The sequence below is a fragment of the Bacillus sp. SD127 genome (assembly GCF_058566445.1).
Map to the genome: position 1 here is coordinate 3,106,115 of NZ_CP191226.1, position 21,542 is coordinate 3,127,656.

General features: G+C 46.4%; 19 protein-coding genes and 1 pseudogene. 10 read left to right on the forward strand and 10 right to left on the reverse strand.

Going from position 1 to position 21,542, the window contains the following annotated elements; translation table 11 throughout:
- Positions 1-84 precede the first annotated feature (84 nt).
- From ACQVGS_RS16265 to cysC, 3 genes are all read left to right on the forward strand, one after another.
- Positions 85-795 carry a phosphoadenylyl-sulfate reductase gene (locus ACQVGS_RS16265; protein ID WP_024120870.1) on the forward strand — a complete coding sequence of 237 codons (711 nt, stop codon included), beginning with the start codon at positions 85-87 and terminating at the stop codon, positions 793-795.
- 134 nt (positions 796-929) lie between these two features.
- Complete coding sequence (gene sat, locus ACQVGS_RS16270) at positions 930-2,099, forward strand: sulfate adenylyltransferase (protein WP_151174914.1); 1,170 nt, start codon at positions 930-932, stop codon at positions 2,097-2,099.
- Entirely contained in the window at positions 2,096-2,695 is a 600-nt protein-coding gene (cysC, locus tag ACQVGS_RS16275) for an adenylyl-sulfate kinase (protein WP_024120868.1), read from the forward strand. The genes sat and cysC overlap by 4 nt, the downstream gene beginning before the upstream one ends.
- A 25-nt stretch (positions 2,696-2,720) precedes the next feature.
- Here cysC and ACQVGS_RS16280 read toward each other — a convergent pair whose 3' ends face one another.
- Entirely contained in the window at positions 2,721-3,524 is an 804-nt protein-coding gene (locus tag ACQVGS_RS16280; RefSeq protein WP_059293068.1) for an alpha/beta fold hydrolase, read from the reverse strand.
- Positions 3,525-3,731: 207 nt separating this feature from the next.
- On the opposite strand from ACQVGS_RS16280, the gene ACQVGS_RS16285 reads away from it, so the two are divergent.
- Positions 3,732-4,370 (forward strand): pentapeptide repeat-containing protein, encoded by a 639-nt coding sequence (locus ACQVGS_RS16285; RefSeq protein WP_491831832.1) that lies wholly within the window; start codon positions 3,732-3,734, stop codon positions 4,368-4,370.
- A 1-nt stretch (position 4,371) separates the two neighbouring features.
- On the opposite strand, the gene pdxR is transcribed toward ACQVGS_RS16285, so the two are convergent.
- Positions 4,372-5,829, reverse strand: coding sequence for a MocR-like pyridoxine biosynthesis transcription factor PdxR (gene pdxR / locus ACQVGS_RS16290; RefSeq protein WP_127695494.1), 1,458 nt, complete (start codon positions 5,827-5,829; stop codon positions 4,372-4,374).
- 117 nt (positions 5,830-5,946) lie between these two features.
- Here pdxR and ACQVGS_RS16295 point away from each other — a divergent pair, with 117 nt between their 5' ends.
- The gene (locus tag ACQVGS_RS16295; protein ID WP_106020570.1) at positions 5,947-6,555 is read left to right on the forward strand and encodes a LysE/ArgO family amino acid transporter; all 609 of its coding nucleotides are present in this window, start codon (positions 5,947-5,949) and stop codon (positions 6,553-6,555) included.
- Positions 6,556-6,611: 56 nt separating this feature from the next.
- Positions 6,612-7,121 (forward strand): DinB family protein, encoded by a 510-nt coding sequence (locus ACQVGS_RS16300; RefSeq protein WP_188323677.1) that lies wholly within the window; start codon positions 6,612-6,614, stop codon positions 7,119-7,121.
- Positions 7,122-7,172: 51 nt separating this feature from the next.
- Here ACQVGS_RS16300 and iolX read toward each other — a convergent pair whose 3' ends face one another.
- The 3 genes from iolX to ACQVGS_RS16315 all read right to left on the reverse strand — a co-directional run bounded on the left by iolX (position 7,173) and on the right by ACQVGS_RS16315 (position 10,309).
- Positions 7,173-8,201 (reverse strand): scyllo-inositol 2-dehydrogenase, encoded by a 1,029-nt coding sequence (iolX, locus tag ACQVGS_RS16305; protein ID WP_024120861.1) that lies wholly within the window; start codon positions 8,199-8,201, stop codon positions 7,173-7,175.
- A gap of 204 nt (positions 8,202-8,405) precedes the next feature.
- Positions 8,406-9,428, reverse strand: a complete 1,023-nt coding sequence (gene degA / locus ACQVGS_RS16310; RefSeq protein WP_283912896.1) for a transcriptional regulator DegA — start codon at positions 9,426-9,428, stop codon at positions 8,406-8,408.
- Positions 9,429-9,445: 17 nt separating this feature from the next.
- Positions 9,446-10,309 (reverse strand): AraC family transcriptional regulator, encoded by an 864-nt coding sequence (locus ACQVGS_RS16315; protein WP_095713660.1) that lies wholly within the window; start codon positions 10,307-10,309, stop codon positions 9,446-9,448.
- 123 nt (positions 10,310-10,432) lie between these two features.
- Between ACQVGS_RS16315 and ACQVGS_RS16320 the strand changes: the two genes are divergently transcribed.
- Entirely contained in the window at positions 10,433-11,800 is a 1,368-nt protein-coding gene (locus ACQVGS_RS16320; RefSeq protein ID WP_059293074.1) for an MATE family efflux transporter, read from the forward strand.
- 28 nt (positions 11,801-11,828) lie between these two features.
- Here ACQVGS_RS16320 and ACQVGS_RS16325 read toward each other — a convergent pair.
- A pseudogene (locus ACQVGS_RS16325) lies at positions 11,829-12,658 on the reverse strand (phytoene/squalene synthase family protein).
- A gap of 286 nt (positions 12,659-12,944) precedes the next feature.
- Here ACQVGS_RS16325 and ACQVGS_RS16330 point away from each other — a divergent pair.
- Positions 12,945-13,424, forward strand: a complete 480-nt coding sequence (locus ACQVGS_RS16330) for a DinB family protein (protein ID WP_255003965.1) — start codon at positions 12,945-12,947, stop codon at positions 13,422-13,424.
- Positions 13,425-13,568: 144 nt separating this feature from the next.
- Here ACQVGS_RS16330 and asnB read toward each other — a convergent pair whose 3' ends face one another.
- A complete protein-coding gene (asnB, locus tag ACQVGS_RS16335; RefSeq protein ID WP_127695502.1) occupies positions 13,569-15,413 on the reverse strand; it encodes an asparagine synthase (glutamine-hydrolyzing) in 1,845 nt (614 codons plus the stop codon).
- 174 nt (positions 15,414-15,587) lie between these two features.
- On the opposite strand from asnB, the gene ACQVGS_RS16340 reads away from it, so the two are divergent.
- Entirely contained in the window at positions 15,588-16,145 is a 558-nt protein-coding gene (locus tag ACQVGS_RS16340) for a DUF2777 domain-containing protein (protein WP_024120853.1), read from the forward strand.
- 29 nt (positions 16,146-16,174) lie between these two features.
- Here the strand turns inward: ACQVGS_RS16340 and ACQVGS_RS16345 are convergent, their stop codons facing one another.
- From ACQVGS_RS16345 to ACQVGS_RS16355, 3 genes are all read right to left on the reverse strand, one after another.
- Positions 16,175-18,859, reverse strand: a complete 2,685-nt coding sequence (locus ACQVGS_RS16345; protein ID WP_255003960.1) for a S8 family peptidase — start codon at positions 18,857-18,859, stop codon at positions 16,175-16,177.
- A gap of 168 nt (positions 18,860-19,027) precedes the next feature.
- Positions 19,028-19,384 carry a YisL family protein gene (locus ACQVGS_RS16350; protein ID WP_044156468.1) on the reverse strand — a complete coding sequence of 119 codons (357 nt, stop codon included), beginning with the start codon at positions 19,382-19,384 and terminating at the stop codon, positions 19,028-19,030.
- Positions 19,385-19,498: 114 nt separating this feature from the next.
- Positions 19,499-20,404: a fumarylacetoacetate hydrolase family protein gene (locus ACQVGS_RS16355; RefSeq protein WP_024120850.1), complete on the reverse strand. Its 906-nt coding sequence runs from the start codon at positions 20,402-20,404 to the stop codon at positions 19,499-19,501.
- Positions 20,405-20,560: 156 nt separating this feature from the next.
- Here ACQVGS_RS16355 and ACQVGS_RS16360 point away from each other — a divergent pair, with 156 nt between their 5' ends.
- Positions 20,561-21,517: a CotH kinase family protein gene (locus tag ACQVGS_RS16360; protein WP_255003956.1), complete on the forward strand. Its 957-nt coding sequence runs from the start codon at positions 20,561-20,563 to the stop codon at positions 21,515-21,517.
- The last annotated feature ends 25 nt before the right edge of the window (positions 21,518-21,542 follow it).

The window sequence follows — 21,542 nt, forward strand, 5'->3', positions numbered from 1 at the left end:
GAACCTTTATCTCAAAAGTGAATAGTCTGCCTATAACTCGATCAATAGATAAAAAACAGACAGATGCAAAACGGGGGGAAAATATTGAACGAACACATCACCTTTGACACATGGAACGAAACGCTGGCAAAAGAGATGACGGACCAATTGATCGATGAGCTCGATGTATTGAAATGGGCTTACAGGACATACGGGGATAAGATCGTGTATGCATGCAGCTTTGGCGCTGAAGGGATGGTGCTTCTCGACTTAATTTCAAAGATCAACAAACATGCGCACATCATCTTTTTAGATACAGGGCTCCATTTTCAGGAAACATATGAGCTGATCGAAGCCGTCAAACAAAAATACCCGGCATTTACGATCCAGCTGCTTGAACCCGAGCTGAACTTAAAAGAACAAGCGGCGCAATACGGCGATGAATTATGGAAACACAACCCGAATCTCTGCTGTCAATTACGGAAAATTGCACCTCTGCAAAAACACTTATCTGGCATGACAGCTTGGATATCAGGTCTGCGCCGGGAGCAATCGCCGACGAGAAAGCATATTCAATTCATCAATCAGGATCAGAAATTTAAGCTTATTAAAATCTGTCCGCTCATTCACTGGACATGGGATGATGTTTGGACGTACATCCGGCTCCACAATTTGCCTTACAACAAACTGCACGATCAAAATTACCCGAGCATAGGCTGTGAAATGTGCACATTGCCTTCTTCAAACCCAAATGATGAGAGAGCGGGAAGATGGGCCGGACGCGAGAAAACTGAATGCGGTCTGCACCAGGAATGAAAGACCGTATGTCGTGAGAATGGAAGCGCCGGCAGGTTTCAATCTACATTTTCTATTGATGAGAAAGCCCGTCCAGCGAAGAAATGGCAGACTATTAAAAAACAATGTAAAACGCAAAGATGGAGGTTAAGCACGTGAATGCAATCGAGCCCCATGGAGGGGTGTTAATCAACCGCATCGATCCCGCATGCACTTTTGATGGCTGCACTTGCGAAGCTGAGCTTGATCAGCTGGCACTGAGCGACCTCGAGCTTATCGCGATCGGCGGCTACAGCCCGTTAACAGGTTTTTTGGGAGAAAAAGATTATCATTCCGTTGTGAAAGAGATGAGGCTGGCGAACGGTTTGCCGTGGAGTCTGCCTATTACGCTGCCTGTCAGCGAAGAAACAGCCAAACAGCTGTCTGTCGGAAATCACGTGAAGCTTGTGAAACACGGCGTGACGTACGGCATGATGACAGTGACCGATATCTATCAGCCAGATAAAACACAGGAGGCGCTGTCTGTTTATAAAACAAACGATCCCGCCCACCCCGGAGTAAAAAAACTGCTGGAGCGTCCGGACTTTTATATTGGAGGGCCTATCCTTGTCAGCCGCCTTCCCGATAAGTCCTTCGAACAGTTTTATGCAGCGCCGGCACAAACGAGAACGGCCTTTGAAAAGCTCGGCTGGAAAACAATTGTCGGCTTCCAGACGCGGAATCCCGTTCACAGAGCCCATGAATATATTCAAAAAACAGCGTTGGAAACCGTCGACGGTCTGCTGCTTCATCCGCTAGTAGGAGAAACGAAATCAGATGATATTCCGAGTGATATCAGAATGGAAAGCTACCAAGTACTGCTTGACCAGTATTATCCAAAGGATCGGGTGATGTTATCGGTGTTCCCTGCCGCCATGCGGTATGCCGGACCGCGTGAAGCGATTTTCCATGCGCTCGTCCGCAAAAATTACGGCTGCACCCATTTTATCGTCGGACGCGATCATGCAGGTGTCGGCAGCTATTACGGAACGTACGACGCACAGACCATTTTCAAATCATTCACTGAAGAAGAGCTGGGCATCAAGCCGCTGTTTTTTGAGCATAGCTTTTACTGCCGGAAATGCGGAAATATGGGCACCTCCAAAACGTGTCCGCACAGCGCGAGAGATCACATCCATTTATCAGGCACCAAAGTGAGAGAGCTTCTCCGCCAAGGCAAAAAGCCGCCGAAAGAATTCAGCCGGCCCGAAGTTGCAAGCGTGCTGATAAAAGGGCTCCATCAGCAGCCTGTTGCCATTCAGAGAAACAGCGGGGGATCAGAATGACACACAACCCGAATATCGTTTGGCATCCAGCGGTGATCCAAAAATCTGACAGACAGAGCTTAAACGGACATAAAAGCTGCGCCCTTTGGTTTACCGGTCTGTCCGGCTCAGGAAAATCAGTGCTCGCCAATGCCGTAGATGAAAAGCTCTATCACATGGGAATTCGGAGTTATGTTCTTGACGGCGATAATATCCGCCACGGATTGAATCGAGATCTCGGCTTTCGGACTGAGGACAGAATCGAAAACATCCGCCGGATCGGGGAAGTCGCGAAGCTGTTTGTCGATAGCGGCCAAATGATCTTAACAGCCTTTATTTCTCCGTTCAGAGAGGATCGGGATATGGTCAGAGCGCTGTTTCCCGATGGAGAATTTCTCGAAATTTATGTGAAGTGCCCGCTCCAGATTTGTGAACAGCGGGATCCGAAAGGCCTTTATAAAAAAGCGCGCAACGGAGACATTAAACATTTCACGGGGATTGATTCTCCCTATGAAGCGCCTCTTTCTCCCGATTTGATCATTGAATCTGACCAAACGTCCATTGCGGATGGAGCTGATTTGATCATCAAAAAATTGCAGCACAAAGGCATCATTTAAAAAACCCGACATTGATCGGGTTTTTTTATTTAGCAAACTGCGCAATCAGGCTGTTTATTTTTTCTTTTTCCTCATAAAAGAGCCCGTGCCCATTGTTTTCAAACGGAACCAATTCTGACTGCTTTATGCCGCGTTTTAATTCTTTGGCAAAATCAAACGGAGCGATTTTGTCCTTTCTGCCATGCAAGATGAGTGTCGGCACCTTGATTTCCGCCAGATCCTTTCTGAGATCCTCGTCTCTTAACGCAATGCCTGAGTGAATCGTTCCGTAAGAGGAAGCATCCAGCAAAAGATTCTGAAACCATTGCTGGAACTCCGGAGAAACTTGTTTCTCGAAAAACTGTCTTCCCAGGTCAGCAAGCGTCTTCGGCCGATCGCTTTTGAATTGTTCAATCATGTCATCAATGTCCTGTTTCCTCATGCCGTACGGATAGCCCGGGCGCTTTGTAAATGCTGGCGCGGCCGCTGACAATAAAACCAGTTTATCGATATCGGCGCTCTCATGCCTTGCCATGTAGCGGATTGCAATCGCACCTCCCATCGAAAAGCCGGCGAGAATCGCATTCTCAAGCTGCAGCGTATAAATGACGGCCTTCACGTCATCTGCCATCGTATTATAATCGTAGCCTTCCCACGGGCGATCGGAATCACCGTAGCCCCGAAAATCGATGCCAATAAAACGGAATCCTCTTTTCGGCAGCTCATTCATTTGATATTCAAACATCTTATGGTTCAGCGGCCAGCCATGCAAGAAGATAATAGGCCTTCCATGCCCGATATCCTCCACAAACAGTGTCACATGCTCCTCGGTTTTTACGTAATGCCCCACTCCACATTCCTCCTATTCCCTTTTCTTTCCCGTCTTGTAAACGCCTTGACGTGCGGGAAGCTTTGCATTTATGCTTACAAAACAAGCGGGGTGCAGCACCCAGAAAAGGCTCTTCACGTTTTACTATATGTATCAATCCGCGGAAACGATCAATGAAATTGATCCTGATGGCTTTAGGTCATTCAGGAATGTAAAGGATGTCAAATGATGAATAAAACAGCGATTCAAAAACCGTACGTACCAGAAAACCTGCAAGCTGCCGATTTTCATGAAACGGCTGCAACAGATGATGTGATCAGCATGCATTTATTTGAAGATTGTTCAATTTCCGGTGAGGACATAGACAGGCTTTGTATTGAAAAAACCATATTTCGGAATGTCGTGTTTATCGATGTTTCCTTTCGTTTTATTGAGCTGACAGATGTGATTTTCGAAAAATGTGATGTATCGAACGCCGATTTCAGCGGGGCTGTTCTGCACAGAACTTTATTCAAGCAATCGAAAATGGTCGGGATGAACCTGGCGGACTCAACGCTGCGGAATGTATCGTTCGAGGAATGTCACGGACAATTCAGTTCATTTTATTATTCGAGTATGAAACACGTTCTATTTCATCATTGTGTCCTTCTGCAAAGTGAATGCAGCAGCATGGCGCTTCAGCAGACACACTTTGATGCGTGCGAACTGGAGGGCGCCAACTTTACCGGTACGTCACTTCAAAACGTGGACATCAGCTCCTGCCGGTTTGAACAGATCCATGTCTCACTAGACAAATTAAAGGGCTGCAAAATTGCTCCTGAGCACGCAATGGCCTTTGCGAGAGCGCTGGGAGCTGTCATCGTCTAGCTTAAGCCTGCGTCATCAGGCGGCGGGCTGTATCTGCAGCCGCCTTGATGCCGATTTTCAGATCCTGAAGAGACGCATAGGAATACGACAGCCGGATGCTGCGCCGGTCATCGCCGTCATAAACGGAACCGGGGTTCACCAGCACCTGCTGTTTCAATAATTCAAGAAACAGCTGCCTGACAGGCAGTTGTTTATGGAATGTGACCCATATATAAAAGCCGCCGGCTGGGATTTCCCACTCTGCAATATCTCCTGCATACTGCTGAAGAAGCTGAAGTGCCGCGTCTCTCCTTTTCTTCAGCTCCTTTCTTACCCAAGCGAGGTGTTCTTCATAATATCCTTGTGACAGCCATTGCGCCGCGGCCCATTGAGAGAGGCCGCTCGATCCGTAATCCGTCTGCATTTTAATGTCAGCCAGCCTTTCAATAACTGGTTCCGGGCCGGCCAGCCAGCCGATTCGAAGACCGGGGCTTACTGTTTTCGAAAACGTGCCGAGATACAGGACATTGCCTTCCTGATCCATCGACTTTAACGGCAGCGGCGGCTGTTCTTCAAACCACAAATCACCGTACGCAGCATCTTCAATGACCGGCAGCTGCTCTTTTTTTGACAGACTGACAACCTCTTCCCTTCTCTTCTCTGACATGACAATGCCAGTCGGATTATGAAACGACGGAATTGTGTAAAGCAGCTGGCCCCCGTATTGCTTCCGGTAAGCTGAAATCAGCCCCGCCTGCATTCCTTCTTCATCCATCGGCACACCGCGAAGCCGCATCCCTGCGGATTGAAAAACATGCAAAGAGTGAAGATAGGAAGGTTTTTCTGTCAAAATGACTGAGTCCCGCTTTAAAAGCCCGATCGAAATGAGCTGGAGCGCCTGCAGTGCGCCGGATACAATTAAAATGGCTGAAGGTGACACATTGATATGCTTTGTTTTTAAATGCTCAGCCACCGCCTCCCGCAGGTCTATATTTCCTTTCGGCTGTTCGTATCCTAAAGACAGAACATGCGGATTGATTTGCTGAAACATCCTGCGCATCGTTTCAGCCGGCAGCAGCTCTGGTGAAAGCTCTCCCGTCCCCAGCCGAATGATATCCGCTCGCGCCTCGTTTTTATTGATATCCTGAATGATAGAAGAATTGGGATGATGAATCCCTGAGCGGACATAGGTGCTCCAATCAAGCGGCGGAGCTGACGCAAGCACGCTCCATGTGCTGTTTACTACCTTTGTGCCGCCGCCTCTTCTCCCCTCTAACAGACCTTGAGACGTGAGTTCATCAATCGCCGATGTCACTGTGCTTCGGTTGACCTGAAACATATCCGCCAGCGTTCTTTGCGACGGAATTTTCGTCCCTACAGCCCACTCGCCATGGAGAATTTTTTCTTTTATATATTGTTCGATTTGCCGATGAAGCGGAATGTCTGATTCACGGCTTGGCTGCCAATGTGACAACGTCAAGCCCCCTTTTTTTCACATTATACATTTGGCTGGTTTCAAAACCAACCAAATGGCCGGAGACATGTAAAATCTTCTCTATTATTATGAGAAAAACAGATGTGAAAGGAGTTTTTCAGCATGAATGCAATGATTCACGGAATCGTGCTGGCCTTCAGCTTAATTTTGCCGCTGGGGGCGCAGAATGTGTTTATTTTTCAGCAGGGAGCGTGGCAAAGGCATATTTGGCTGGCGCTTCCAGCCGTCATCAGTGCTTCTGTCTGCGATACCCTGCTCATTGTGTTAGCGGTTGCGGGTGTATCTGTCATTGTGCAGCAGGTGCCTGTTTTTGAGACGGGAATGATGGCCGTGGGATTTTTGTTTCTCATTTACATGGGCTGGGTGACATGGAACAGCCGTCCGAAAACGGATGACAAAGAAAACAATATATTCACAGCAAAGAAACAAGCCGCATTTGCCGCAGCCGTGTCTCTGTTAAACCCGCACGCCATTTTAGACACTGTCGGCGTCATCGGTACAAGCTCTTTACAATATTCTGGACTGGAGAAATGGCTCTTTATGGCCGCCTGCATCGCTGTGTCTTGGATTTGGTTTATCAGTCTTGCAATAGCGGGCCGGCTGTTTCAGACGATAGATACGAGCGGCAGGCTTATGTTGATCGTAAACAAATGTTCTGCGGTGGTAATGTGGGCTGCCGCCGTCTATTTCTTGTTCTCGATCTTTCGTTAACTGGAGGAAACCACAGCCCAAACATCGAATTCTATTTAGAAAAGGGGGCGATGTTTGTGACTGATGCTAAACAGTTTTATGACTACCATTCCTGGGCGAACAAGCGAATCTTGAACCATATCGAACACCTGCCGGAGGAAACTGCTTATCAAGAAGTAAAGAGCGTATTCCCTTCAGTCAGTGACGTACTGCTTCATATGTGCAGGGCTGACTACATATGGCTGAACGTTCTTTCGGGAGTGGACTACCAAGAGATTATAGACGGCACAGGCAAATTCGAGTCCGCGCATGGCAATATGGAAGCGATTAAACTGCACGCTTCCGAGTTGGAATTACAGTATCATCATTTCTTCAGCCGCCAAACGGACTTAGAACAGACCTTCTCCATGCAGCATCCGAAACTCGGTACACTGGAATCAACCTATGCAGACACCATCCTGCATGTCGTCAATCACGGCACTTATCACAGAGGGAACGTGACAGCCATGCTAAGACAGCTGGACCATTCAGGCGTACCTACTGATTATATGTACTATTTATATGAGAAAAGAGAAAGCAAGGGCTAAACTGTCCTTGCTTTTTTTGGCGGAAAAGCCTCAAATGGAACCTATTAACTTTTACATACCTGTATAAGCACGCTCCACATCAAGCTGTACAGGCCTGCCGCTTCGATACGAATCGGTCGCGGCGATGCCGACTTCTAAATTGATCGTCGCATCGACATCTGTCACAATCGGTGTTTTTCCATTCCGGACGCACTCTGCAAAATGCTGCAGTTCTAAGCAGTAGGCTTCATGAAAACGAGTTTGAAAGTCTGGGATGATCTCATAGCTGCTCCCTTTAGCGGTCAGGATGGTCACATTTTGGTTTCTCAATGCCCCTATGAAAATACTGCCTTCTGTCCCGATAATTTCTGCACGGATGTCATGGCCGTATGGAGAGGTTCTGCTTGCCTCGACGTCTCCCGCTGCGCCGGAATCAAACTCTAAATACGTCAGCGCCTGATCAACATCGCCGTATTGTTCCATAAACGGGTTGTTTAAAATCCGGCCGTGTCCGGAAACAGAAGTGATCTCCGCTCCGAGCAAATAACGGGCAATATCGTAATCATGGATGGAACAGTCGATAAAGATCCCTCCGCTATGTTTGATAAACTCAGCGGGAGGCGCTCCTTGATCGCGTGTAAAGCCTTTATAATAGATGGGTTTGCCGATCTCACCCGCGTCTATCCGCCGTTTCGCATCCGCATATGCAGGATCAAAACGCCTCATAAAACCGACTTGGCAGATGACACCTGTCTCTTTTATTTTTTCAGAAACTGATTTTGATTCCTCAAGGTTTAATGTCAGCGGTTTTTCAACGAAAATCTGCTTGCCGTTTTCCGCCGCTTTGATGATCATTTCCCCATGTGTGCTTGTCGGCGTTACGATGACCACTGCATCAATCTCGGGATCTGCTAAAATCTCATGCGGATCATCCGACCATTTTTCAAGCCCGAATTCTTTAGCGACCTGCTCGGCTCTTTCTGTCATCGGATCACCGACACTGACAAGCTCAGCTCCCGGAACGCTGGTCATAAGGTTTCTTGCGTGATAGTATCCCAGTCTCCCTAACCCTAATACCGCGCATCTTACTCGATTCCCCATGTCCTCATCTCCTTATTCTCCTTTTTTTTCACCTAATGAAAGCGCTTTACCAGAATGATTAAAAAAATAGCGGTTCATCCACTATTTGGCCGATATATTTTTGCGCAAGCGCTTTCTCAAAAGGTGATTTCATTTTACAATGTCCTTTCTTCCCATGCAATATCTTTTTCGCCTTCGCTGTCAAAAAGAAAAGAACCCGCTGCATTATCGGATTCTTTTCTTGAACGGTGCTGTAGAATGTCTGATCACTAGCTCGGGTGATAACACTATTTTTTGTTTTGCCTTTCGTTTTCCTTCGATTTCTTCCCCCAGCAGTTCAATGACGCGCTGCCCCATTTCTTTAATCGGCTGGGCTACCGTTGTCAGGGGCGGATCGACCATTTCAGCAAGGATGGTGTTATCAAACCCGATGATGGACAGGTCATCCGGAACCTTGATGCCTCTTATTCTCGCTGCCTGAATGGCGGCACAGGCCAATACATCGTTAAAAGCAAAAATAGCGGTTGGCCTATCCCTGTCCAGCAATTTTCCCGCCTCTTCCTTTCCGCTCTCCAAAGAGAAGCGTGTCGGAACGATCAGCGACTCATCGACCGGCACATTCGCTTCCCCCATCGCCTGCCGGAATCCTTTGATTCTGTCTGTTTCACCTGTCGTTGACCCATCACCCACAATGCAGGCAATCCTCGTGTGGCCCAGTGACAAAAGATGCTTGGCAGCCTCATACCCGCCGAGAACATCATCCATCACAACGATATCCATCGGAAGAAGGGGCTTATCCTGAGAAATCATGGCGAGCGGGATATGTTCGCTAATGATTTCCTCTAAAGCTGACATGCTGTCATGATTCTCAATTCCTGTCGCAAAAATGATGCCGTCTACGTTTTTTTGCTTTAGGACAGAAAAATATTTCGTTTCTTTTTTCGGATCGTAATCGGTACTGCAAATGATCATCTGAAAACCAAGCTCATCCGCTCTTTCCTCTATGCTTTTCGCGAGCTCGCCGTAAAACGGGTTTGAAATATCAGGCGTCACAAGGCCGATAATATTGGTCCGCTTTCCCGATAAAGCAGCGGCGTGGACATTGGGCGTGTACTCCATTTCCTTCATCACATTCATGACCCTTTGCCTTGTTTTGTCACTGATCCGGCCCGTATGGTTAATGACGCGCGATACGGTCGTGATCGAGACACCCGCCTTCCTCGCCACATCGTAAATTGTCGTTTTCATCTTCATCCCTCGTCTGCTCATTGAACTTTCCGGCTGACAATTTTCCGGTATTCAATTGGTGAAATGCCTTCAATTTGCTTAAAGAGCTTTGAAAAATATGTCGGGTCCTCCATTCCAATCGTTTCCGCGATGACGCCCATTTTATCATTTGTCGAGGATAAAAGACGCTTTGCTTCAGTCATTCTCACCCGATTTGTGTATTGCCCCGGCGTGACACCAAGCACTTGCTGCATGCAGCGGGTCACATAATCCTGATTATAGTGCAGGGCGAGCGACAGATCCTTGATTGTCGTTTTCTCCTTATAATGCTCCTGTAAGTATCGGGCCGCCTCCCATGCCACCCGCTCTTTTGCAGATGGAATTTGAAACGCCTCCTTTTGAAGGTGCAGCATCAGCTCTTCAAACAAGATTTGTTTTCTGAGCGGCAAATCGGAGTTTTCTGCGGAGTAATCAATGAGCCTTTCAAACTGCTGCGCCATAAATTGCGGGCGCTGCACCTTGCCTTTTCTCGGCAATGCGAGTCCATAGCGGGCCGGCTCCTCGAAGCTCCCCTTTTCCTGCTGAAGCTCTGCCCAATTGCTGCCCCCTTTTGCAGTAAATTCATATTGATGTTCATCAAAGTGAAGCCAATAATAGGAGGTCGCTTCATCACTGCCCTTTGTCCCATAGTGTTCAAGACCGGGAGAAAGCAAGATATATTCGCCCCCTTCAACAGAGAACGATTTTTCATTTTCAGTGATATATAACGTCCCCTGCTTGACGTATATCAGATCAAATACAGAAAAAACGCGTTTGACATGGGTTTCTCCTTTTTTAAAAACCCCTTCTCCGGCTGCGATAAATACCGGAAAAGGCGGGACTGTAAACAGGATGCGAGGCAATTTGATCACCCTCCTTTTTAAGTCGGATTTTTGCAAGAAGTATCGTTTCTCTCCCTTTTTATTATAAGGAAATGGAGGTACACTTTAAAACGTTGATTTTATTTACGAAAGGGGTTAGACACTATGAAACAAGCTGTCTTCAAATCAACTGCTTTGAAAAAACCCGCTGACAAATCGTTCTCATTATTTTCGCTTACTTGGCCGATCTTTATTGAGGTCTCATTATATATGTTTATGGGTAATGCTGATACACTGATGCTGAGCCAATACTCAGATAACAGTGTGGCGGCAGTCGGCGTCAGCAACCAGATTTTGAATTTAATTATCGTGATGTTCAGCTTTATCGCAACAGGAACAACTGTTGTCATCTCACAATTTTTAGGATCCCGGAAAAAGAAAGAAGCTATGGAAGTCGCTTATGTGTCAATCGCAGCCAACTTCTTCATCAGCCTTGCGATCAGCGCTCTCATCTTTTTTGCGGCAGTTCCTCTGCTTCATATGATGGGATTATCAAATGAGCTGATGCCTGACGCTAAAGTCTTTTTACAAGTTGTCGGAGGTCTGTCCTTTATTCAGGCTTTAATCATGACATTCAGCGCGATCTTAAAAAGCTATGGCTACACAAAGGATACAATGTTTGTCACAATCGGCATGAACATTTTAAACATTGCCGGAAACTTTGTTGTCATTTTCGGTCTGTTCGGCTTTCCAGTTCTCGGCGTAGCCGGTGTTGCCATGTCCACATCTATCGCGCGTGTTATCGGATTAATCGCGATGATTGTCATTGTCAACAAACGCATTCAGCTGAAGATGTCGTTGAAAAAAGTATTTCATATGCATAAAGACCATTTGCGCAAGCTGCTGAAAATCGGCATTCCTTCAGCAGGCGAACAGCTTTCTTATAACCTTTCGCAAATGATTGTCACATATTTTATTGCCATCATGGGTGCGCAGGCTTTAACAACCAAAGTGTATACGCAGAATATTACGATGTTTATTCTGCTCTTCGGGACTGCGATCAGCCAGGGCACACAAATTTTAATCGGCCGCTATATCGGCGGCAAACAGTTTGACGCCGCTTATGAGCGCTGCATGAAAAGCTTGTATTGGGCGCTCGGAATCGCTGCGGCCACATCTGTTTTGATGACAATCTTTTCAAAAGACCTTATCGGCATCTTCACACAAAGCCCTGATATTATTGCTACCGCAAGCCTTTTGATTGCGATGACCATCATCCTTGAACCGGGCCGCTCGTTTAATGTGATTATTATTAACTCTCTGCGCGCCGCGGGGGATGCGAAATTCCCGGTCTACATGGCGATGATTTCCATGTGGGGCATCGGCCTTCCGCTTGCTTATCTATTCGGCATTCATCTCGGTTTCGGGCTTGCCGGCGTATGGATTTCTTTTATCGCGGACGAATGGGTCCGGGGAATCTTAATGTACAGAAGATGGCGCTCACGGATCTGGATTCAAAAAGGTATGGCGTAACACCCGGCAGAACAAGCCGGGTGTTTTTTTACAGCTCGGACAGAATCAATTTTGCTTCGCTGTCTGTTAAGGCATGCTTGTGTCCAAATACGTTGTACTGCTCCGCTCGGATTTTTTCCAGAATGGCTCGGTACAGCTGAGCTGCAGCTTTTACCGCTTTTTGAGAATACTGAGGGAAAATCGGCAGGGCATCCAGGCACTCTTCAAGGTAAGCCTCCGCTTCAAAAGCGATGTACTCCCACGTCATCGTGAACGCTTTATTGACGGTGCCTTTTTGGAGATCGTCTTCCGTATAGCCGAATTGCTGCATCACCTGGCGGGGAATGCGTTTTTTTTGATGCTGGTCCGTTCCGAGATTGTTTAAAATTCGAATCAGCTGTATGGCCAAGCCGAGAGAGACCGCTGCTTGTTTGAGCTGATCTTGATTTCGGCGCGTCAGCATCGGCAGCAGCATCAATCCCGCGTTTCCGCCCGTCTGATATGCATCCATGAGCAGTTCATCAAGGGTTTCATGCGTCTTCGATTCATCTTTCTTTGCGGCAAGGAACTCCCGAAAAGGCTCGCTGTCTAATGTAAATGTCTGATACGCATGGTCGAACGCTTTCCACAAATCGTGTTTCCCGTTACTTGCCCTTTGAAAAACATGTTCAGCCTCAGCTTCAAATACAGGTATCGCCTTCTCGTCTGCACTGGCTGCCGTATGGCAAAACGCCAAAACCGCCCAAGCAGCTTGTCTTTGCTTCAGCGGGAGAAATGAGAATGCCTGGAAACAGGCTGGCGCGTACTCGCTGACAATCTGTCCGCACTGCTGATAGGCTTCTTTTATCTCTTTCATTTCTTTTCACTCCTATGTATCACTGCTTCTTCAAGTCTATTATGTTTTCTCCTAATTGTATATGAAGAAAAAGCCGATTCTTACTTTGTAAAAGTAACAAGAATGAAAAATGCGCAACATGCTGCTTCAATCATATAAACCTCGAATACCTAGTCTGAACTGGACCATCAACGAGATATGCTTTTTTATTTTTAATGCCATACAACAGATAGAGATTAAACACTTCTCAATCACTGCTTCAATAAAAGAGGAATCACGGAAAAAAGGGCTAATTGTTATTTAATACATTATAGTAATGGAGTGAGTTCAGTGATAAAATTTTTTGAATATAACTGGCAGGTTAGAGATCAATGGTTTACTTGGTGTCATCAACTAAGCACTGAAGAGTTACTTAAAAACCATCTTGGCGGGGTAGAGAATATTTTATATACCCTTTTTCATATTATTGACGTGGAATATAGTTGGGTTCGTGCTATCCAAAGAAAAGAAGATATCGTTGTTCAGTTCGCTGATTTTCATACACTCGATAAAGTGAAATCCCTCTCAAATACATTCCGAACTGAAATTATTGATGTTTTAGAAACACATTCAGAGCAAATAAAAGATGAACTTGTAAGCGTTCCTTGGGAGAAAGATGTTCTATATACGCGAGATGAAATATTACACCATATAATCGCTCACGAAATCCACCATATTGGTCAACTTTCTGTATGGGCTAGGGAATTAAAGTTAAGCCCAGTATCAGCTAGTTTTATCGGCAGAACATTAAAACCTATTCATTCATATTGAAGGAACGTGGGGACTTTGGCGCAACAACACTTCGATATTGCTGTTGTAAAAAAAAGGATAGATAGAGCATATATTTCTCTGCCCATCTATCCTTTCTTATTTTAATCTATACATCTCCGGCTTTTAAAAACATTTGCATAGAACCTACCTCTCGTCAATATCAATCCGATACGCCTCAAACCATGTATGAATTTGGGCAAGATGGGCGATCAGCTGCGGTCCTTTCATCAGCTGTCCGTACCATGGGACCTGAAAGGAGGAGCCTTCCGTGTCTAAAAGCTGATCCAATTGGTTTCTGTCCAGCAAGGTATGGAGCACGGAGTCCTTTTGGCTCCTGATCGCTTTCAGCCACTCGCTGACGCCTTTTGTATATTCAGGATGGTGCGTTTTCGGATACGGACTTTTTTTACGATATAAGATTTCATCAGGCAAAATGCCTTCAAGCGCTTTTCGCAAAATGCCTTTTTCCCGGTTGTCATGCATTTTCATTTCCCATGGGATATTCCAGACATATTCAACGAGCCGATGATCTGCAAACGGCACCCGCACCTCAAGGCTCGCCCCCATGCTCATGCGGTCCTTCCGGTCCAAAAGATTGGTCATAAACCAAAGCATATTTAAATAGAACAGCTGTCTTCTTGCTTTATCCTCACCTGTTTCACCGTCTAATAACGGCGTTTCGGCCAAGGTTTCTTCGTATTTCGCATGTACGTATTCCTTCAAATTCAATTTTTTTTGCCACGAATCGGAGAGCAGCTTCACCCGCTCTTCAGTTGATCTCATCCATGGAAAACCGGACTCAACGTCTGCTGTATGGAACCACGGATATCCGCCGAAAATCTCATCCGCGCATTCTCCTGACAGGCTGACGACAAAGTCCTTTTTGATTTCACGGCAAAACCACAATAGGGATGAGTCGACATCAGCCATTCCCGGCAGGTCTTTGACCAGAACGGCTTCCTCCAAATGATCGACGAGATCTTTTTGGCTGATGACGCATTTATGGTGCGTCGTGCCAAAGGCCTCTGTCATTTTTTCAATCCACGGCCCGTCGTCATTCGGCTGAAAGGCGCTCGCTTGAAAAAATTTGTCGTTTTCTTCGTAATCAATCGAATAAGTATGAAGCGGGGCTTTTCCTTCCTTTTCAAAATGGCCTGCGGCAATGGCGGTAATCGCACTCGAATCAAGTCCGCCGGATAGGAACGTACAAACCGGAACATCCGACACTAGCTGCCGCGTCACCGCATCCTGAAACAACGATCTCACATTGGCCACACTGTCTTCAAAGCTGTCCGTATGTTTCTCGCTTTTGACATTCCAATAACGCCATATGTTCAGTCCGTCTTTAGAAAACGTCAGCGCATGGGCCGGACGGACTTCATTAATGCCTTTAAACACGCCTGTCCCCGGGGTTCTGGACGGTCCGAGCCCGAAAATTTCCGAGAGACCCGTTCTGTCCACCCGCGCCTTCACCTCGGGGTGTGCGAGGATGGCTTTGAGTTCTGATCCGAAGAGAAAAGAAGAGCCTTGCTCCGTATAAAAAAACGGCTTCACGCCAAGACGGTCTCTCGCCGCAAACAGCAGATCACGCTTTTCATCCCACACGGCAAAGGCGAAAATGCCGTTCAAGCGATCCACACAATTCTCCTGCCATTCAATGTAGCTGTGCAGCAACACCTCGGTATCAGATGTCCGCTCGAACTGATGGCCCCGCGCCCGCAGCTCTTTGCGCAGATCTTCCGTGTTATACAGCTCACCATTGTAAATAATTGTGTACGTATCCCCTTTATAGGTGCATGCCATCGGCTGGCGTCCGCCTTCAATATCAACAACCGCAAGCCTTTTATGTCCGAATAAAACATGGTGCTCTCCCCAAACGTTAGAATCATCAGGCCCCCGTTTGGAAAGAGTGTCTGTCATTCTGTTCATCGTTTGTTTTTCTTGGACGAGCTGCTTTTTAAAGTCGACCCAACCCGTAATTCCACACATGTGATATCAGCTCCAATCCCGTTTCTTTCGGTATCAAATTCGTTTCTTTCAGCACCTTAGTAAGTTTATGCATCTATAGACAGATAGTTGATTTGTCCACAAAAGAGTTGTATGGGACAGGCTTGTATTGGAAAGAAAAGAGAGGAACGAAGAAAAAAGGAGAGCACTTCATTTATGAAACGAAAACAATTTCTATATAAAGATGAACAGAAATGGGAATACGGCACCATTCTGGTCGAAGAAGGCATATGCTTAATCGAAAACCAGGAAGGTGAAGTGCTGCTGGCGGAAAGTCTTCAAAACAGACCGATCTGGATTCAGCGCGAAGGGAAGTGGGAGCAGGCCGATTTCCAGGACAAAATGGTTCTGACATGTTGCGGAGAAGACATCTCCCTTTCCGGCGGAGAATGCATACGCTATGAAAAATCGGTAAAACGTCCGCTTATGACGCTTCTGGATTCGCTGGATGATGAAACCTTTCTCGCTTTTTTGCAGCATTTGCACAGCTTTGGTTTATCGGTATTCGATTGCGTGTTTTCTTATAATAAAGAGGTCTTTTCGAATATCTCAGAGGAACAGGGTGTTTCCTTTTATCACTTTTCAAATGATACCGCCCAATGCGCGCTGCAGCACCATTACAGCAGAGGAGCGGCTGGCGACCGGTTCGAATGGACGGCTTCCGATGGAAAACGTTCCATTATGTATTCAGCGGTCCAGCGGGGACGCAAATAAAAAAGCGGTGCTTCAGCACCGCTTTTTCTTTATTTTTCTACAACAACCTTTATAGCCTTGCTTTCTTTTTTATCCGTATCAGCTGCCGTGACGTACAGCACCGTACCGGCTTTTTGTTTTTTGATTTTTACCGTAAAGGCACCTTTTGCGTCAGCTTTACCAGAAGCGATCACTTTTTTCGATTTGTTTTTCACTTTGATCACCGCTTTGCTGTTGGCCGTGCCTCTTACTGCTGTGTCTTTCGTTTTGACAGCCTTTACTTTCGGTGTGCCGGATGGTTTTCCTTTCACGACAACCACTTGTATGGATGTTTTTGCATCGCCTTTTGAGGCTTTCACATGCAGGACTTTATCTTGTTTCTGAGTCGGGATGCTGACTTTAAATGTACCGTCTTTTCCCGCTTTGGCACTGCCGAGTTTTTTCTTGCCGCTCATCACCTCGATCAGCGTGCCTTCTTTCGCTTTTCCTCTGACGGCTGTTTGCGTGCTTTCCAGCTTATTGACCTTCACCTGTAAATCAACAGCGCTGACAGCCTGCATCACATTCAGCCGGCCGTATCCGGAATGCCAGTCAACTCCTGGAATGCGGGGAATTTCGATTGGATCGCCATTATCGTCATACATTTCCTCTTCTTCACCGTCGGCGCTTTCAAAGGAAATATCGTCCGCTGTCTTTTTCAGGAGTTCCTCTACTTCTGTTCTTTTAAGTTTCGGATTTTGCGCAAACAGCAGCCCTGCCGCAGCTGCCGCATAAGGCGTCGCCATGGACGTTCCGCTCATGTACGTCACATTTCCGTTCGGCACCAAGCTCGGGATATCAGAACCCGGCGCACTGATGTCGAGACCTTTCCCGTAGTTAGAAAAGTCTGCTGTCATATCCATGCGGTTCGTCGCTCCGACTGACATGACATATTTAGAGGAAGCTGGGTAAGATAAGGAATTGGCTCCGTCATTTCCGCTGGCTGCCGCAATCAGGACGTTTTTGTCAGCCGCGTATTTCAAAGCAAATTCAAGCACGCGGCTGTAGCCTCCGCCTAAGCTTAAGTTAATGACCTTTGCTCCTTTGTCAGCTGCGTATTTGATGCCGAGGGCAATTTGTTCAGTATCTCCGGAGCCTGTTGAATCAAGCACCTTAACCGGTATAATTTTCGCTTTGGCGTTCAGGCCAGTCATGGAATAGCCGTTATCACTTTGGGCGGCGATAATGCCGGCGACATGCGTTCCATGCCCTTGATCATCCATTGCATTGTTATTCCGTCCCACAAAATTGTGTCCCAGATCGGTTCTTACTTTCCCTTTTAAATCAGCAAGCGTACTGTCTACACCTGTGTCCACAACCGCAATCAATGTATCGTTCAGCTTGCGCTTGGACAGCAATGTGCTGGCAGGCTCATATTTGACATCTGCATTTTTGATGCCGCCGTTTTCACCATTGTTTCTAAGCGGCCACTGGTAAGAGTACTGAACGTCGTTAGACATGCTTTTGTATTCCTGAACCGGTTCAGCAAATTCTACGTTAGACATTTTGGATAATGTCGCGGCAGCGCTTTTCACACGTTTTGCGCTTGCCGTGTATGTCCCGCTTTGCTTTTGATCCTTCGGCAGTTCAAAAGAGTAGAGGTTGTCAAACAGTTTCTTTGCCTTTTTCACATTGGAAATGTCTTGTTTCGATTGCGCGCTGGCAGAAAAGCCCTTCATTTCGTTATGTACTGATGAGAGGCTTTTATTGTCTTTTACCTTAAAAATCACCTTTGTTGTCTGAACTTCGCTTTTTGCCGCCAGGCTGTTTTCAGATAAAACCGCTCCTGCCGTCTTGCCCTCAAGCTTTGTGATGTTTAATCGCTCCGCCTGTTTCTTTATATCCCTTTTCAGGAAAGACGGAACGGATTGTAAAGCTGTTTCATATAACCGATTGATTGCTTTTTGATCCTTTTCGGTTACCTTATATGCAGACGCTGCGCCATTTTCTGACACATCGTCAAACATCGGTTTTAACGTCACAAGATCTTGATAGACTTCATTTCTCTCTGTTTTATTGAGTGCGAGTTTTGCAGCAATAAATGGAGCCGCTTTGTAGTAAAGGCTTGTCAGTTCTTTGCCCTCTGCTGTTTGGCTGAGCTGCTCATCACGAATCGCTCTCAGTTTTGCCAGAATGCCTTTTCCCGATTTTTTCTGATCGACACTCATTTCCACCGGGCAGGCTTCTGCCTCTTCCAGATCTGAGGGCTGCTTTTTGGTGCCTGTATATCCAATCGTATATTTGGCTTCGGCAGCTGCTTCTGCGCTTCCTCCGTCTTCCGTTTCCTCTTCCCCAAGGTTCTCAACCTTTACATAGTAAGGGCCGCTCCATGCATAAGGAAAAACAATTTCACTCTTTCCATCCTCTGCTGTGTAGGAACGGTACATGTCAAACGTCTCATCTTTAAGCGCTTTTTCCTTGCTTGGGTAGACAGATACATTCAGAACAGCATCACTCTTAACAGTCAGTGCCATATGAGAGTCTTTCTGAATATCTGCCTTTCCCGGATTCACTTGATACCATTTCGCCTGCTCCGGTTCCTTCATGGTTCCCGTTTGTTCTTTTCCTTTTTCCAGCACACCAGCTACATCAATGGTTCCGGCAGCAGCTGCTTTGGTGCCTGGAGAAAAAAGGCTGAAGATCAGTGCGAAAATGAGCACTGCCGCCAAAAAAGAGCTGAATTTTCTTCGTTTCATGTTATCCCTCCTGTAAAATAATGAATCTTTTTGAAGAGTATCATAATTTCATAGGCCGAGATACCGCTTACAGGGAATTTTAAGGTTATTTTAAATGATTTGGAATATCAGGGAGGAACCATATAAAAAAACCCGATTCTCTTTAGAACCGGGTTCAAGCTTTTTCTATTAAAATAATCGGAATCCAATCGGCAGATGAAGACCGAGCAGCACTGTCAGCACAAGGACAATGATAAAGCCGATCCACAGTCCGCCAGTTGATTTTTCTTTTTTCTTGCGGATCAATAGCATTTCCATCAGGCCGATGGTGATAATGCCAAGCAGCATTTTTCCAGCGTATTCCCCGTTCCAGTTGGCGAAACGGACAAACAGCTCAGCACCTGTCAAAATAATAATGATATAGAATAACCGCAGAATCATATGAGTGATTTTGGCGCCCTTCGCACTTCCTGATGAATACAGCGAGTAGCTGACGAAAAGCAGGATCAGCGCTACCACCCATGATGTAATATGCATGTGTGTCATACATGTTCCCCCTATCAGATAACATTACCCCACTTATAGTACCACGAACTTGTCCCTGGCTACAAAGATGATTCACAGAAAAAGCGGGCGGTTCCTGTGCCGCCCTCCTTATGATCAGCCGATTTGATTTGACAGCGTTCCGATGGGTTCAATCGTGATGTCGATTTGATCGCCTCGCCGCAGAAATTTCGGCGGTGTAAAGCCTTTTCCTACCCCAGACGGCGTGCCGGTCGCAATGATGTCCCCCGCTTCAAGCGTCATCCCCATTGAAAGGGTTTCGATTAATTCCGCGACAGAGAAAATCATATCGCTTGCCGAGCCGGATTGGCGCAGCTCGCCGTTGACCCTCGTTTCAACCTTAAGGCGCTCCGGATCGGGGATTAACGATTTATGTACAAGCACAGGTCCCATCGGACATGTCGTATCCAGACTTTTTCCGATAAAAAACTGCTTATGTCTTTTTTGCAGATCCCGCGCCGTGATATCATTCACAATCGTGTATCCGAAAATATGGTCATAAGCTTCTTCTTTTGAAATGCGGGTGCCGCTTTTTCCGATGACGACAGCAAGCTCTCCTTCGTAATCGAGCTGAGAGGTGACCTCCTCATGGCTGTTTACCGCATCACCGTGGCCAGTGACTGTTACAGGCGATTTTGTAAATACCATCGGATGCTCCGGAATGTCAGCCTCGCTGCCCATTTCAATTGCATGATCCCTATAGTTTTTGCCGATGCACATGATATTTTTTGACGGCTTAGGAATAGGCGCATGGAGCTTCACGTCAGATAATGAGTAAATAAATGACCCAAGCTCATCATTTGGTTTCTTCGCCCACTCGGCCAGCTGCCTTGCATGCGCAACAAATTTATCCCCTTCTGCGATACACTCAATCAGCGAACTCGGAATCGTCTCAAGTTCAAACAGTTTTTTTTCAGCCCTTTGCAAGTCCATAATTTTATCATCTTCAATGATCAGGCCGACAAACATTCGGTTGTAAAGTTCCCCTGTCGCAAATTTCATGTTATTCCTCCATCATCTTTTAAATCAGAGTTCTACTTCAGTTATTCTCTGTCGAATGCTGAAATTCCTTTTTATCAAATGCGTGTTTTCATTCCCGTTTCGGGACTGGCTCGCTGTACATATCATACAAATGGCTTCTGAGGAGGAGGAAAGAATATGGAAAGCATACATTTATTTTTTCGTCGGCAGCAGCTTAACAGAACGGGGACTGCCAAAGGACTGATGATGACAGACAGAATCGTTTCTCCCATTCTTCTCACACAGCGTGACAGCCTGCAAAAGGCGTCCTATGAAATAAACTGTGATCAGTCTCCGCTCGGTGAAAAAAAGTTTTATCTGAATGCGGAACAAGATGATCCTTCACTGATGCGGCGCAGGCTTGCTTATTGTTTTTTTCATCAAATCGGCGTCGCTTCCCAGGATGCTTCTTACATCTTTCTGATCATCAATGGCCAAAGGGAAGGCATTTATTTAAAAATTGATGGGCTCGATGAGAATCGCCGGCTTCCGAAAGGAGCCATTTATGAAGTGAAGGATACCGATCCGAGGGTTCCGCTGTCTGTTTTCAAACACGAAGCTTCCATTGAAAACAGACAGCGCACCGCATACTTACGTGAATTTCTCACGCTGATCTGTAAAGCGGAGGATGACGAATTTGCCGAACGAATTAAAATGTATCTTGATGTAAAGCTGTTTTTCCTGTGGCTGATCGGCAGCGCCTGCACCCGCCAAGCCTTTTATTACAGCTTTTGTTTGAACGAGGCCGGCCGCTTTCACATCGCTCCAATGGAAACAAAAGCGCTTGCCGCATACGGATTTACAGAAGAAGACCCTCTATTGACAAACGGCCGTACACTTGCGTCAAGACTTCTCTCCATCCCAGCTTTCCGGGCACAATATCACGCGCTAATGAAAAACGTGCTGAGCCGGGAGTTTACGATTGACCGTCTGTCTCCGTTTATCAGGGACTGGCATTTTGACATTTGTCAAAGAGCAAGCGATGATCCGCATATGAAAAAAAGCCCCTTACAATTAGAGAAGGAGCAAGCAAATATCCTGCGCGAAATCGAAGAGCGGCAGGACTTTTTACAAGTACACCTGGCGAGACTATAGTCCTTTCTCCACCAGAGCAAGTCAA

Excerpts from the sequence above, each read along its gene's own strand:
- cysC (WP_024120868.1), top strand. The coding sequence starts at position 2,096 with ATGACACACAACCCGAATATCGTTTGGCATCCAGCGGTGATCCAAAAA.
- ACQVGS_RS16285 (WP_491831832.1), top strand. The coding sequence starts at position 3,732 with ATGAATAAAACAGCGATTCAAAAACCGTACGTACCAGAAAACCTGCAA.
- ACQVGS_RS16295 (WP_106020570.1), top strand. The coding sequence starts at position 5,947 with ATGAATGCAATGATTCACGGAATCGTGCTGGCCTTCAGCTTAATTTTG.
- iolX (WP_024120861.1), bottom strand. The coding sequence starts at position 8,201 with ATGGGGAATCGAGTAAGATGCGCGGTATTAGGGTTAGGGAGACTGGGA.
- degA (WP_283912896.1), bottom strand. The coding sequence starts at position 9,428 with ATGAAAACGACAATTTACGATGTGGCGAGGAAGGCGGGTGTCTCGATC.
- ACQVGS_RS16320 (WP_059293074.1), top strand. The coding sequence starts at position 10,433 with ATGAAACAAGCTGTCTTCAAATCAACTGCTTTGAAAAAACCCGCTGAC.
- asnB (WP_127695502.1), bottom strand. The coding sequence starts at position 15,413 with ATGTGTGGAATTACGGGTTGGGTCGACTTTAAAAAGCAGCTCGTCCAA.
- ACQVGS_RS16340 (WP_024120853.1), top strand. The coding sequence starts at position 15,588 with ATGAAACGAAAACAATTTCTATATAAAGATGAACAGAAATGGGAATAC.
- ACQVGS_RS16345 (WP_255003960.1), bottom strand. The coding sequence starts at position 18,859 with ATGAAACGAAGAAAATTCAGCTCTTTTTTGGCGGCAGTGCTCATTTTC.
- ACQVGS_RS16350 (WP_044156468.1), bottom strand. The coding sequence starts at position 19,384 with ATGACACACATGCATATTACATCATGGGTGGTAGCGCTGATCCTGCTT.
- ACQVGS_RS16355 (WP_024120850.1), bottom strand. The coding sequence starts at position 20,404 with ATGAAATTTGCGACAGGGGAACTTTACAACCGAATGTTTGTCGGCCTG.
- ACQVGS_RS16360 (WP_255003956.1), top strand. The coding sequence starts at position 20,561 with ATGGAAAGCATACATTTATTTTTTCGTCGGCAGCAGCTTAACAGAACG.